Annotated in this window: 10 protein-coding genes; 9 read left to right on the forward strand and 1 reads right to left on the reverse strand. The window is 68.4% G+C overall.

What is annotated here, in order from left to right; all coding sequences use genetic code 11:
* Positions 1-3 precede the first annotated feature (3 nt).
* Both ALMP_RS40165 and ALMP_RS40170 read left to right on the forward strand, forming a co-directional pair.
* Positions 4-882, forward strand: coding sequence for a sugar phosphate isomerase/epimerase (locus ALMP_RS40165; protein WP_264936942.1), 879 nt, complete (start codon positions 4-6; stop codon positions 880-882).
* Positions 883-1,020: 138 nt separating this feature from the next.
* Positions 1,021-3,318, forward strand: coding sequence for an RICIN domain-containing protein (locus ALMP_RS40170; protein WP_264937168.1), 2,298 nt, complete (start codon positions 1,021-1,023; stop codon positions 3,316-3,318).
* A gap of 57 nt (positions 3,319-3,375) precedes the next feature.
* Here the strand turns inward: ALMP_RS40170 and ALMP_RS40175 are convergent, their stop codons facing one another.
* Positions 3,376-4,146: a FadR/GntR family transcriptional regulator gene (locus tag ALMP_RS40175; protein WP_264936943.1), complete on the reverse strand. Its 771-nt coding sequence runs from the start codon at positions 4,144-4,146 to the stop codon at positions 3,376-3,378.
* A 158-nt stretch (positions 4,147-4,304) separates the two neighbouring features.
* On the opposite strand from ALMP_RS40175, the gene ALMP_RS40180 reads away from it, so the two are divergent.
* The 7 genes from ALMP_RS40180 to ALMP_RS40210 all read left to right on the forward strand — a co-directional run bounded on the left by ALMP_RS40180 (position 4,305) and on the right by ALMP_RS40210 (position 11,835).
* Entirely contained in the window at positions 4,305-5,576 is a 1,272-nt protein-coding gene (locus ALMP_RS40180; protein WP_264936944.1) for an ABC transporter substrate-binding protein, read from the forward strand.
* 184 nt (positions 5,577-5,760) lie between these two features.
* On the forward strand, positions 5,761-6,561 hold the full coding sequence (locus tag ALMP_RS40185) for a carbohydrate ABC transporter permease (RefSeq protein ID WP_264937169.1): 801 nt from the start codon (positions 5,761-5,763) through the stop codon (positions 6,559-6,561).
* Positions 6,561-7,388 carry a carbohydrate ABC transporter permease gene (locus ALMP_RS40190; RefSeq protein WP_264936945.1) on the forward strand — a complete coding sequence of 276 codons (828 nt, stop codon included), beginning with the start codon at positions 6,561-6,563 and terminating at the stop codon, positions 7,386-7,388. Before ALMP_RS40185 ends, ALMP_RS40190 begins: the two co-directional genes overlap by 1 nt.
* 3 nt (positions 7,389-7,391) lie before the next feature.
* Positions 7,392-8,594: a mandelate racemase/muconate lactonizing enzyme family protein gene (locus ALMP_RS40195; RefSeq protein WP_264936946.1), complete on the forward strand. Its 1,203-nt coding sequence runs from the start codon at positions 7,392-7,394 to the stop codon at positions 8,592-8,594.
* Positions 8,591-8,902, forward strand: a complete 312-nt coding sequence (locus ALMP_RS40200; RefSeq protein ID WP_264936947.1) for an SDR family oxidoreductase — start codon at positions 8,591-8,593, stop codon at positions 8,900-8,902. Before ALMP_RS40195 ends, ALMP_RS40200 begins: the two co-directional genes overlap by 4 nt.
* A 116-nt stretch (positions 8,903-9,018) precedes the next feature.
* A complete protein-coding gene (locus ALMP_RS40205) occupies positions 9,019-9,852 on the forward strand; it encodes an RNA polymerase sigma factor (RefSeq protein WP_264936948.1) in 834 nt (277 codons plus the stop codon).
* A gap of 501 nt (positions 9,853-10,353) precedes the next feature.
* Complete coding sequence (locus ALMP_RS40210) at positions 10,354-11,835, forward strand: ricin-type beta-trefoil lectin domain protein (RefSeq protein ID WP_264936949.1); 1,482 nt, start codon at positions 10,354-10,356, stop codon at positions 11,833-11,835.
* Positions 11,836-11,871 lie beyond the last annotated feature (36 nt).

Here is an 11,871-nt window from a genome sequence, read left to right on the forward strand (position 1 = left end):
CCGGTGTACACCATCGGTGTCAATCCGTGGGTCTGGGCCTCGCCGGTCGACGACGAGGCCCTGGCCGAACTGGTGCCGCGGATCGCCGCGTTCGGTTTCGACGCGGTCGAGCTGCCGATCGAGCAACCCGGCGACTGGGACCCGGCCCGCACCCGGGACCTGCTGGCGGCGTGCGGGCTGCGCGCGGTCGGCGTCTGTGCGGTCACCTCGCCCGGACGTGACCTCGTGAACGCTCCTTTGGAGGCCGTCGCCTCCACCGTGGCGTACCTGAAAGCGTGTGTGGACAGTGCGGTCGCCGTCGGCGCGCCCTGCGTCGGCGGCCCGGTCTACGCCGCGGTGGGGCGGACCTGGCGCATGTCACCGCCTGAGCGCGCGGCCTGCTACGCGGATGTCCGCCGCGCCCTGCGGCCGGTGGCCGACTACGCGGGGGAGCGGGGCGTGAGTATCGGCGTGGAGGCCCTCAACCGCTATGAGACGAGCGTCGTCAACACGGTCGAGCAGGCGGTGGAGCTGATCGACGGCCTGCCCGCGAACGTCGGTCTCATGATCGACACCTATCACATGAATATCGAGGAGGCCGACCCCTATGAGGCGCTCGTCACGGCTGGTCCGCACCTCAAGCACGTCCAGGTCAGCGGCACCGACCGCGGCACCCCGGGCGCCGACCACTTCGACTGGCCACGCTTCCTCGCCGGCCTGGCCGCGACCGGCTACGGCGGCGCGGTGTGCATCGAGTCGTTCACCGCGCAGAACGAGGCCATCGCCACCGCGGCCTCGATCTGGCGGCCGCTCGCCCCGTCGCAGGACGCCCTCGCCCGTGACGGGCTGTCCTACCTCCGAACTGTCCTGCGTGGACTGGAAAACGCTCCCTTGACCGGGTGATGGGGGAGGGACTCGCTCTTGCTGTCATCCCCTTCGGCCCGGGAACCCCCACAAGGAGAAAACGTGTTCACACCTCTCACGATACGAAGGCGGCTGCTGGCCGGAGCCGCCACAGTCGGTTTGACCGCGACCGCCGTGATGGCGTTCCCCGCGCCCGCATCCGCAGCGCCCCTCACTCTGTATGTCTCGCCGTCCGGCACCGGCACCGACTGTTCCAGCGCGCAGCCGTGTTCACTGACAGCCGCACAGGCGGCGGTGCGATCGCTCAACGACGACATGTCGGACGACATCGTGGTGCAGTTGGCCGACGGTGTGTACCGGCTGGCCCAACCCTTACGGCTGACGGCGGAGGATTCCGGCTCAGGCGGCCACACGGTCGTGTGGCGGGCCGCCCCGTCGGCGCGTCCGGTGATCACCGGTGCCCGGGCGGTCACCGGCTGGTCGGTGGCCGACGCGGCCAGGAACATCTGGCGGGCCGACGTGCCCGCCGGTCTCGACGCCCGGCAGCTCTATGTCGACGGCGCCGTCGCCACCCGGGCACGCACACAGGTGAACAGGGCCGACTTCACGGCCTCCAGCGCCGGAATGAGGTTCTCCAGCGGTGCGCTGAGCTATCTGAACAACCTGGCCGACCAGAGCCGGATCGAGGTGGAGAGCGTCAACTCCTTCACCGACCGGTACTCGCCGGTGCAGAGCATCAGTGGGAACTTCATCACGATGCAGCAGCCGGCGTGGAACAACAACAACTTCGGCTACGACACCCTCATGCGGCCCCACCGGGCCGGTCCGTTCTACCTGTCGAACGCGTACGAGTTCCTGGACTCGCCCGGCGAGTGGTACCTCAACCCCACGGCTGGATCCTTGTACTACATCCCCCTGGCCGGGCAGAACATGAGCACCGCCAACGTGGAACTGCCGAGGCTGCAGTCGCTGGTGAGCGTCGGGGGCACGTACAGCGAGCCGGCGCACCACGTCACGTTCAGCGGGATCACCTTCACCGGTACGAGCTGGCTGGGCCCCAGCAGCAACCAGGGTTACGCAGACCAGCAGACCGGCGCGTACATCTCCGGCAACTGGAGCTGGCCGGGCTTCGACTCCTGCCACAACGGCTGCACGCAGTTCGAGGCCGCCCGGCCGCACTGGCAGCAGATGCCGGCCGCCGTGCAGATCTCCGCCGCCAACACCATCACCTTCAGCGACTCCCGGTTCGTCAACCTGGGCCAGACGGCCATCGGTATCGGCAACGACGCGGGCGCGCACGCCAGCGGCGTCGGCCTGGGCGCCCGCAACATCACGGTGACCCGGTCGGAGATCGCCCGGAGCTCAGCCGGCGGCATCCTCGTGGGCGGCGTGCGCGCCGACGCCCACCACCCCGGCGACCAGCGCATGGTCAACCGGGACATCACGATCAGCAACAACCGCATCCACGACCTCGGGGCGGACTACCGGGGCATCGTCTCCGTCCTGACCACGTACGTCACCAACAGCACCGTCGCCCAGAACGAGGTCTACAACATGCCGTACTCCGGCATGTCGATCGGGTACGGCTGGGGCGCCAACGACGCGGGCGGCAGCAACCACTATGCCAACCGCGGCCTGTACAACTACCAGCCGCGCTACACGACGCCGACCACCGCGTCCAACAACCGGCTCATCGGCAACTACATCCACGATGTCATGCAGCAGATGAACGACGGCGGCTGCATCTACACCCTCGGATGGAACCCGAGCGCGCAGATCAGCCGGAACCACTGCCAGCGGACGAACGGATACTTCGGGCTGTACTTCGACGAGGGCTCCAAGTACTACACGGCCAGCAACAATGTCTTCTCGAACACCGGTACGTGGGCGACGGCCAACTACTGGGGCGGCGAGAACATGGGGAACTGGACCGTCACCAACAACTGGTCGACCAACGGCAGCACGAACATCACCAACGGGGACCGAGGCAACGTGGTCTCCGGCAATGTCACGGTCACCAATGGCAACTGGCCTTCCGGAGCCCAGGACGTGATGGCGTCCGCCGGACCGCAGGGCACCACCCCACCGCCGACAACGGCTCAGCAGATCGTGGGCGCGCAGTCCGGTCGCTGCCTGACCGTCCCCGGCGCCACCAACGGCACCCAGACCCAACTGTGGGACTGCACCGGCGCGGCCGGCCAGAACTGGACCTACACCGCCGGCAAACAACTGACCGTCCACGGCGACAAGTGCCTCGACGCCAGCGGAGGCGGCACCACCAACGGCACCGCGGTCATCATCTGGGACTGCAACGGCCAGAACAACCAACAGTGGAACGTCAACCCCAACGGCACCATCACCGGCGTCCAGTCCGGACTGTGCCTGGACGCCAACGCCGGCGGCACCGCCAACGGCACCAGGATCACCCTCTGGTCCTGCCACAGCGGCGCCAACCAGCAGTGGGCACTGCGCTAGCGGAATGCGTCGGCCTCGCTCGCGGCAGGCCCCGTAGGCCGTGAGCGAGGCTCGCCTCTAACGCCGCAGCCGGGTCGGCTCGCCCGGCCCTCTGCGGCGTACCACCCATGCCTCGGTGATGTGGGTGAACATCGCCTCGGCCGCACCCTTGGGGTCGTGCGCGGCGATCCGCTCGTAGATGCGCCGATGGCCGTGGTTGGACGCGACGCAGAAGGCGCGGCCGGTTCGGCCCATGTAACGGGCCGAGTCGATGACCTGGCGCTCCAGCGAACGGACCACGGCACGGCCGATGGGGTTCTCCGACGCCTGCATGACGGTGTCGTGGAACGCCCGGTCCGCTTCGTGGTACGAGGCGGGGTCGTCGACGAGCTCGTCCATCCGCTCCACCAGACTGCGCAGCTGGTCGATCACCTCGGCGTTCGCCAGGCGGGCGGCGACGTTGGCCATATCGGACTCCAGCGCGCGGCGGGTCGCGACGAGGTGATCGAGGATGGCCAGGCTCTCGTCCTCGGCGATGGTCGCGCCGAGGACCAGCTCGTCAAGCATGTTCCACTTCGCCGGCGGGGTGACCATCGTGCCGGCGCCCTGGCGGACCTGCACCAGCCCCTTCTCCTGAAGGATCTTCACCGCCTCGCGGACCACGGTGCGGCTGACCGAGAAGGTCTCGCAGAGCACGGGCTCGGGGGGTAGCGGCGAACCGGACGGGTGGACTCCACGGACGATCCGCTCCACCAGCTCAGCCGTGACCGCGGCGGCCAGGTTCGCCGGGCGCCGGCTCCAAGCGGGAGCCCCGGAGGCCCCTGCGGATGACTGCGGTACTGCCGTCATGACACCCCCCGGGGCCCGTGCCGTACCACGGATGCTCGCCAACTATACGGCATCCGGTTGACGTCATACGTCATACGAGTTACACACGTCATACGAGTTGCGTTCCTCCTCAACCTCAACTGCCGGACAGCCGGCCACCTCAGGAGAGTGGGGCAGCAATGAAGCAGCGAACACTGTGGTCGGCGATCCTGGTTGCCGGGCTCGTTGTCTTAGCCGGCTGCGGAAGCGCCTCCGACCCGGATTCGGCGTCAGGCGGTTCGCAGGGCAAGCTCGTCGTCTGGGACTGGAAGTCCGGCGACGCGACAGCGTCCTCGTACGTCAAGAAGGCCAAGGCCGACTTCGCCAAGCGGCATCCCGGCGTGACGGTGGAGTTCGTCGCGCAGCCGTTCGAGCAGTACTACACCTTGCTCGGGGCCGCCATCCAGGCCGGCAAGGGACCGGACGTCATGCTCTTCAACGGCGGCGGGCAGATCCGCGACCGCGCGGACTCCCTTCTGCCGTTGGACGAGTACGTCCGTGATGACAGGAAGCGGCTGGCCGGGTGGGAGGCCTTCACCAAGGACAGCAAGACCTACGCCGCTCCGGTGACCTTGCAAGGTCACCCGATCTACTACAACAAGTCGCTCTACCGGAAGGCAGGCCTGGACCCGGAGCAGCCGGCCACCAGCTGGGACGAGTTCCTCGCCGACTGCCGGACCATCACCAAGGCGACCGGTGCCAGATGCTTCGCGCAGGGCAACAAGGAAGGCATCGGTATCCAGTTCTTCCTGTCCGGGCTCGGCTCGGGCGTCCTGTCGCCCACGGAGTACGACGACTGGATCGCAGGCAGACGAGACTGGTCCTCACCTGCGGTCAAGCGGATCTTCTCGCTCTGGAAAGAGGCCGACGACAAAGGCCTGAACAACGACGGGGCGAACTCGACGGCGATGTTCAACGACGCGTTCGCGGTGTTCCAGTCCAACAAGGCCGCCCACGTCATCGGGTTGATGTCGGACATCGGGCATTGGAAGGACTTCGCCGAATTCCTCGACGCCGACGATGTCGGCGTCATGAAGGCGCCGGTCGTCACGGCCGGGGCCACGCCGAACCTTCCCTACGACGGCGGCATCGGCTACGCCGTCGCGAAGTCGACCAAGGACCCCGAGGTCGCCGCCGACCTGGTGCGCTCCCTGACCTCGACCGCCGCACTGAAGTCGTTCCACACCGACGCGGGCGCCATCGCGGCCGACCGCACCGTGGACGTCTCGAGCGCCGGCCCGGCCGTCGCCACGATCGTGTCGGAGATCGACCGTGGCAAGCCCGCCCTGCACGTGGCCCTGTCGTCCAAGACCGTAGACCTGATGGGGAGGCTGTCCCAGCAACTGCTGAGCGGATCGGTCACGGTCGACGCGGCGGTCGAGCAGCTGGCGGCATCCGACCAGGCGGGCTGAGGCCATGTCACGCATTGGTTCGTCGGGCCGCGCCGCTCAAGCAGGGCGGACCGACAGGGCGCCAGCAGGTGAGGCGGTAGATGGCCGCGGCCCTGCGCCGAAGTCTCCGCGAGTCCGGGGCGGCCGGCGCGCCGATCGCCTCGCCCCCTACATTCTGGTCGCTCCCGCTGTCCTGATCATCGTGGTGCTCCGGCTCTGGCCACTGGGACTGGGTGTCAACTTCTCCTTCACCGGTGACGGCGAACACAACGGCGCCACGGTGGGGTTCGACAACTACGCGGAGCTCCTCGACGACCCGCTGTTCCGCACCGCGCTGCGCAACGTCGGACTGCTGGTGCTGCTGCTGCCGGTCGCGGTCGCGATCCCGGGACTGCTCGCCACCTTCATCTATCTGCGAGTCCCAGGACACTCGATCTTCCGGAGCGTCTACTTCTTCCCGGCTGTGCTCTCACCGGTGATCGTCGGCGCGATCTTCAACCTGCTCCTGGCCTTCGACGGCCCGCTGAACGCCGTGCTCGGCGGCTTGCGGCTCGGCCCGGTGGACTGGCTCGGCGATCCCGACGTAGCCATCTTCACCGTCGTCGGCGTGCACATCTGGGCGACGTCAGGGATGGCGCTGGTGGTGTTCCTGGCCGGGTTCGCGACCCTGGACTCCGCACTCCTGGACGCCGCCCGGGTCGACGGCGCCTCGCTTGCGCGGATGATCTGGCACGTCATCATCCCGGGGCTGTCCCGCACCATCCAGTTCGTCGTCGTCACCACGATGATCGGGATGCTGACCTCGATGTTCGGGCTGCTCTACGTCATGACCAGTGGCGGCCCGGAAGGGTCGACCTACCTGCCGGAGTACTACATCTGGGTCCAGCAGGGGCAGATGAGCCGCCCGGCGCTGGCGTCGGCCGCGTCCACAGTCCTCTTCCTCGTCATGCTGGTCGTGGGCCTGCTACAGGTCGGCCTGCTGCGCCGGGCGGGGAGGGAGGACTGATGTCCCGCCTGGGACCGAGCAGATGGCTGGTCGCCGTGCCGATGGCGCTCCTCGCCCTGGCGACGATCTACCCGCTGCTGTTCACCGCCAACGTCGCGATGAAGACCCGCCGGGAGTACGTCCTCGACCGGTTCTCCCTGGCACGCACTCTGAGGTGGGACAACCTCAGCACCGCGTGGAACAGCGACGGCATGGGGCGGTACTTCCTCAACTCGGTGATCGTGGTGGCCTGCGCCGTAGCGCTGTTGCTGCTCATCGGGTCCATGGCCGGGTTCGCGCTGGCCCAGGTGCGGTTCCGTGGCTCGTCCGCGCTGACTCTGGTCTGCCTCGCGGCACTGTTCATCCCGTTCCAGGTGATCATGGTGCCGCTGGCCAGGATCATGGCCGACGGCGGTCTCATCGACACCTATCCGGGGCTGACCCTCGCCTACGTCGCGCAGTTCCTGCCGTTCACCGTCTTCCTGATGACGAGCTACTACCGAGCGGTGCCCACCGAACTCGTCGACGCCGCACGGATCGACGGCAACACCCTGTACGGCGTCTACCGGCGGATCATGCTGCCGATGGGTGCTCCGGCACTGCTGTCGGTGGGCATCCTCGACGCGCTGTTCTGCTGGAACGACGTGCTCATCTCGCTGCTGATGATGCCGTCGGCCGACCATCGCACCCTGATGGTGGGCATCACCACGCTGCGCGGCCAGTACTCCGCCGACATCCCCACCTTCGCAGCCGGCGTCCTGATCGCCGGGCTCCCCGTGTTGGTGACCTACCTGTTCCTGCAGCGCCAGATCGCCGACGGCGTGACGGCCGGATCGACGAAGGGCTGACGCATGCGCATCACCGGGTACAGAACCCTGACGACGGCGCAGCGATGGGGCCGACCTGTCGGTGACGCCAACGGCGTCTACGCCGACGGCGTCGTGCCCGTGCCGGTCGTCATCGTCGAGACCGATGAGGGGATCACCGGAGTCGGCCTGGGACCGCACGTGGAAGCCGAGGCGATCTTCGCCGCCATCGACGGCCAGGACCCGCGCGCGGTGACCGCCCTCTACGACCGCATGCTGCGGCACACCTTCAAAGCCGGGCATGCCGGCGTGGTGTTCGGCACGATCGGCGCGTTCGACACGGCGTTGTGGGACATCAAGGCACAGGCCGTGGGCGAGCCGCTGTGGCGGTTGCTCGGTGGCAACGACCGCACGGTCCACGCCTACGCCTCCGGCTTGGACATCGGCCTCACCGACGACGAGCTCGTCGCCACCTACCAGGTCTATGCCGAACGCGGTCTGAGAGCGGCGAAGCTCAAGGGCGGTCTGGACATCGAGCGTGACCGGCACCGGCTGTCTCTCGTACGCGAAGTACTGACCGAGGCTGCGCACGGGACCCGGCCAGGGCTCATGCTGGATGCGAACGAGTCCTGGAGCCGTAAGCAGGCGGTACGCCACGTCGGTGAACTGGAACGCACACTCGACCTGACCTGGATCGAGGAGCCGGTCCGGCGCTGGGACGCCGACGGCCTGGCCGCCGTCAGCCGTGGCGTACGGACGGCCGTCGCCACTGGGGAGAACCTCACCGGCCTCGAGCAGTTCCGCCCGCTGATCGCGGCGGGAGGCGTCGACATCGTCCAGACGGCCGCGGTCTGGGGAGTCACCCACTTCCTGCGTGTCGCCGCGCTGGCGCACGCCTACGACCTGCCGGTCAGCCCGATCGGCAACACGCCTGTCGCGTTGCTGCACGCCGCGACGTCGGTGCCCAACCACCTCGTCAGCGAACTGCAGGGCCTGCAGCCGCCGGTCGGCGTCGCGATGGACCTGCACGTCGAGGACGGCGCCTTCGTGCTCGGCGACACGCCGGGCCTGGGCATCCGGATCGACGAAACGACGATGATCGCGGCCCGTCAGCGCACGGCACACGTATCCGACGGACCGCACATACGGCCGGAGCAGGCCGGCCGGCGGCTCCTCGCGGTCACCCCTGGACCATGCCGATCCACCGCGGAAGGGACGTTCGACATCATGAGGATGGAGGATCGATGAAGGCGGTTGTCTACCGCGGGACCCGCACCCTCGAGATCGAGAGCCGGGCCGCCGAGGCGCCGGCCCTGGGGAGGGAATGGCGCGGGCGCGACGTCAACGTCAACGCACCGGGCTGCATCGCCACCGACGACACCGAGGCGTTACGCGCGGACTCCCAGCGCGATCAGGCCATCCTCGGCCGTATCCCGGCCGGTCGTTGCAGACGCGCCGATGGTCTCGCCGGGGCCACGGTGTTCTTCGCCTCCCCGGTGTCGGACCACGTCAACGCCATCGTTCTTCCCGTTGATGGCGGACGGCTGGGGCGATGACGGGCCGCCAGGTATTACCAGCCGGCCGCACCCGAGTCGATCGTGCCTGCGAGCCCGAGGGGGGCGACGTGCGCGGCACCTGGGGCGGCCTTGCCCGAGGCAACGGGTACGGGCTCGTGAAGCGAGTCGGCCGAGCCGACGAGCCGAACCTGGTCGTCGCCGCACAGGCCGGCGATCCACGAGCGCTCGACGACCTGGCCGCGACGTACCTGCCGCTGGTGTACGCGATCGTGCGCAGGGCAATGGGCGAGCTCGCGGACGTCGACGACGTGGTGCAGGAGACGATGCTGCGGGTCCTTCCCGAGCTGCGCACGTTGCGCGCCCCGGAGTGCTTCCGGCCCTGGCTGGCCACGATCGCGACACGACAGATCAGCACCCATCTGCACCGGCGGCAGGCGGACGCCGAACGGACGGCCCCCCTCGACGAGATGACCGAGCCGCCGGACGCCGACGCCGAGAACCTGGCCCTGATCCACGTCGAGCTGTCCGGTCATCGCCGAAAGGCCGTACGCGCCAGTCGATGGCTCGACCCGGACGCCCGGGCGCTGCTGTCGCTGTGGTCGCTGGAGACCGCGGGCCGGCTGACGAGGGCGGAGCTCGCGGCGGCGCTGGGAACGAGCGTGGCTCACGCGGGTGTGCGCGTCCAGCGGATGCGCAACCAGCTGGAGCTGAGCCGGTCACTCGTCGCCGCGCTGGAAGCCAGCCCCCGGTGCCCACAGCTGACCGCCGCGCTGGGGGGCTGGGACGGCGTACCGAGCACGCTGTGGCGTAAGCGCATCACCCGGCACACCCGATCCTGTGCGGACTGCGGCCGGGCCGCCGACGAACTGGTACCCCTTGAGCGGCTGATCGTCGCCTTGGCGCTGCTCCCGTCCCGTCGGCGCGGTCGGCCATGGTGTTTCGGCACTACGGCCAATGCGAATGCGACTGTTCAAGCCGGTCGCCGATAACGAAAACTGCCGAGATTTACACACGTCTGTCGCTCCAATTCACCGTCTGAAATGGTTATGAGGGGTGGCCGTCAATAGTCCCGCTTCTCCGGCTGGTTGCACGACGGCTCAAGCCCGCAAATATCGACGATTCCCTCTTGAATGGACCATGTCAATCTGTCAATCTTTTAGTCGTCGACCCGTAACATTCCCCATTCACGACCTGTGACGGGGGAAGCCAAAAGCGATCTACGGATTGCCGGCGCAGGCACAGTGATGTGACTCCGACTGCGAAACTCCACCTGCTGACCGGCGATCCGGGCGAAGCTGGGGAGCGAGGCTTTCCAGGCGCCACGGCAGCGGCATGACGCTGACATGCTCGCTGCGCGAGCGATCTGGGAGGGGGCCGGCGCGGAGAGGGCAAGCTCCGCGCCGGCTCGCCCGGCTGCCGGCAGGCGGCCAACGTCGACATACCCCGCACAGCGCAGACGTGACCACACCGCCAACCGGGAAGGCACGACCATGCCCCACACCCATCGTCGGCGCCACCTCGCCCGGGCGCTCGCCTGCATCCTGACCGCCCTCGGCGCGCTCGCGGTCGTCGAGCCCCAGAGCGCCTCGCCGGCCGCCGCCGACACCGCCCAGTTCCGCGGCGTCAACTGGGCCCGGCTCGGTGACAACTTCCACGGTGGACCGCTGGTTTTGCACGGGTTGAGCGGCTCCGACAGCTACCAGACGGTCGTGGCGAAAGCCAACGCCGTTTACACCGGCTTCGAGAACAACCTCGGCGCCAACACCGTTCGGCTCCCGATCAACACCTACACAGTCGGGACGAGCTGGTGGAGCGCGTACACGGGCGCGATAGACGCAGCCACCACGAAGGGATTCAAGGTCGTCCTGTCCTATTGGGAGGACGGGGTGGCCGCCCGCGACGGTCGCATCGTCAACCCGAGCGCCTTCGACACCATGTGGAACACCGTGCTCGCCCGGTACGGCACCAACAGCCTCGTCTACTTCGAGCCGATGAACGAACCGGGCGGGCACAGCGCCGGCGAGTGGGCGAACGTGGTGAGCAACTGGATCAGCGGCCACCCGTCGATTCCGCGGAACCGCATCTTCGTCAGCGGCGCCGGCCTGAACACCGACATCAAATCCATGTGCGCCGACCGCCGCCTCGACGGCACGTTCCTGTCGCTGCACCACTACACGTTCTTCAGCGGCGCGAAGACCTACGACCAGTGGGTGGCGTACCTGCGGAACGCGATCGGCTCCTGCGCCGACCGCACTGTCGTCGACGAGTTCGGCGCGCCGATGGATACCGGGCTCAACTACCACGACGCCGGCAGCACCGACAACTTCGTGCGCTACTTCCGGGCCACCACCACGGTGCTCCGGGAACTGCGGATCGGCTCCATCTACTGGCCCGGGCTGGGCGGAAAGATACGGGCCGGCCAGAGTGACGACTGGTATGCCATGCAGAAACTGCACGGCACCGGTACCAACCTCACGCTCAGCACCCCCAGCGCCAGCGGCCGCGAGCGCCTCAGGTACGGCTGGGGCCTGGACGGCGACGCCCCGGCCCCGACCAGCCTGCTGCGCAACGTCGGCACCGGGCGCTGTCTGGACATCCCGGACGGGACCACGGCGAACATCCAGGTCCAGGTGTCCACCTGCGCCGACTCGGTCGGCCGGCAGTGGACCTTGACGGCCGGCGGACAGATCACCGCACTCGGGGGCCAGAAGTGCCTGGATGCGTACAGCAGCGGGACGACGAACGGCACCGTGGTCGGCACGTGGGCGTGCAACGGCGGCGACAACCAGACGTGGACGGTGGGCACTGACGGCACCATCCGCAGCGTTCACTCCGGCCTCTGCCTCGACGTGAACACCGCCACCTCCAAGGTGCAGCTGTGGGCGTGCTGGGGCGGCGACAACCAGAAATGGCAGATCCAGAACACTGACGCTCGACGCGACGCCCGACTCGGCGGACACGGTCGACGGTGACCGCAGGCCGCGGCCGAGCCGATGGCAACGGCCTGC

The sequence above is a fragment of the Streptomyces sp. A012304 genome, assembly GCF_026008495.1.
Lineage (GTDB): Bacteria > Actinomycetota > Actinomycetes > Streptomycetales > Streptomycetaceae > Streptomyces.

Coding starts and splice junctions, on each gene's coding strand:
- ALMP_RS40180 (WP_264936944.1), top strand. CDS start 4,305: ATGAAGCAGCGAACACTGTGGTCGGCGATCCTGGTTGCCGGGCTCGTT.
- ALMP_RS40195 (WP_264936946.1), top strand. CDS start 7,392: ATGCGCATCACCGGGTACAGAACCCTGACGACGGCGCAGCGATGGGGC.
- ALMP_RS40175 (WP_264936943.1), bottom strand. CDS start 4,146: ATGACGGCAGTACCGCAGTCATCCGCAGGGGCCTCCGGGGCTCCCGCT.
- ALMP_RS40210 (WP_264936949.1), top strand. CDS start 10,354: ATGCCCCACACCCATCGTCGGCGCCACCTCGCCCGGGCGCTCGCCTGC.
- ALMP_RS40190 (WP_264936945.1), top strand. CDS start 6,561: ATGTCCCGCCTGGGACCGAGCAGATGGCTGGTCGCCGTGCCGATGGCG.
- ALMP_RS40170 (WP_264937168.1), top strand. CDS start 1,021: ATGGCGTTCCCCGCGCCCGCATCCGCAGCGCCCCTCACTCTGTATGTC.
- ALMP_RS40200 (WP_264936947.1), top strand. CDS start 8,591: ATGAAGGCGGTTGTCTACCGCGGGACCCGCACCCTCGAGATCGAGAGC.